Genomic DNA, 1,452 nt, shown 5'->3' on the forward strand with positions numbered 1-1,452 from the left:
GTACACAGTGCTCGTAGACTTTGAGGTATTCTGCCGATGTTTCTTGGACAGGCTCCCAGAGACGCTAGTAGAGAATCCATCCATAATTGACATTCATGTCGATCAAGTATAACCTTTTGTGGTTTGATTATTTTGATTGGTGGTGTAAGATATCTCGTTCAGTAACATAACTAGCGGTGTCGGTCGACCGGAGACGCGGAAATTTCTTGATTGAAAAACCCTTAATTGAGGTTGTTTCAGTTTTTCTGCGAATTGACTGCGTTGACGACGGTCCCACCGTTTGCCCCAAATTCCACATCCATGTTGAAACTTTTAAAGTATCTATACTGCTGGTTTTGGAGTCTTGATCGACTACTTACAGACTTCGGAAGGGTAGTGTCGGTATCTTTTACCCTCCGAACACCATATTCCGCCAGTTCTTCTTCACTCATATTATTTAGTGCCTGTCTATATTTATAATTGGTTTGAGCGTCCTGAGTAATGCTATAGTCGTCGAAATTAGATGGTTCAGGCAATTTTTCTCCAGAAGGATACATATATATATGTAAGGATTCACTTTCTGACCACCTCCGAAGTCATAAGCATATGCAAGAGAGTCAACCATACCATCTGTTTCTGGTTTTTGATCTGCTACAAAGTAGACAGAGTGGGACACAGTCTCCTTAGTCGCTTGCAGTGCGCACGCACGATACGTCTGACTCATCACTCGGTGATGTCGGCAATTGCTATGGCGTTGATCCGGAGACCGGATCGAAGGTATGGAAACTCTCCGGAGGAAGACCGGCAAGTTCGATAATCGGTGCTGGTGGGCAAATAATACTCCGCCGAGCGGAATCCGCCGCAGATATCGATTTTATATCCGGTGTCGAACCGGGAACGGGTTCTATGGTCGCAGTCCAACCCGATGGCACAGTTGCGTGGGAACGGCAAGGTCTCTGGAAGCCCCTTTCCGTTGGAACCAACCGTTTGTTGGCCTACAGAAGCTCACTCAGTACTCGTTCCGGGGGGTTCGAAATCGCGAGTTTTTCGGCCTAATTTTCCGCTTGGAACCCGCTATAACAGGATGCCGAATTCGTAAGGTTAGGCCGAAGAGATAGTAGTAGAGAAAAGAAAATCGTGCCCGTGGAGTGCCTCTAAGCCCGATTAGTCGAGTGCCTCGTCTACGGCCGCACGAATCGCGCCGAATCGGACGAGGTCGCCTGCCGTCTCAAGTTCGCCGTCGAGTTGTCTGTCCTCTTCGAGCGGCGGGACGACCGAGCGAACCGAGTCGCGGACGGACCCGGTACCGGTTCCGAGTTCGAGGTCGTCATCGAGGAACTCCGCGGCCTGCGAAGCACAGAGGAGGTCGACGCCGGCGATAGTCGAGACGGTCTCGATGACGGTCTGTGCGTGCAGCACGCCCTGGCCGCTCATGCTCACGTGGGCTTCCTGCCCGCCGCTGACCGCCGGCGG

Annotated in this window: 2 protein-coding genes; both read right to left on the reverse strand. The window is 51.0% G+C overall.

Features of this window, described 5'->3' with window-relative positions; translation table 11 throughout:
• Window positions 1-236: 236 nt before the first annotated feature.
• Window positions 237-431, reverse strand: a complete 195-nt coding sequence (locus tag QT222_RS01160) for a hypothetical protein (RefSeq protein ID WP_491476032.1) — start codon at window positions 429-431, stop codon at window positions 237-239.
• 712 nt (window positions 432-1,143) lie between these two features.
• The coding region (locus QT222_RS01165; protein ID WP_491476033.1) for an aromatic amino acid lyase at window positions 1,144-1,452 on the reverse strand (309 nt) is incomplete at its 5' end.

This window comes from Haloferax sp. s1, assembly GCF_058382125.1.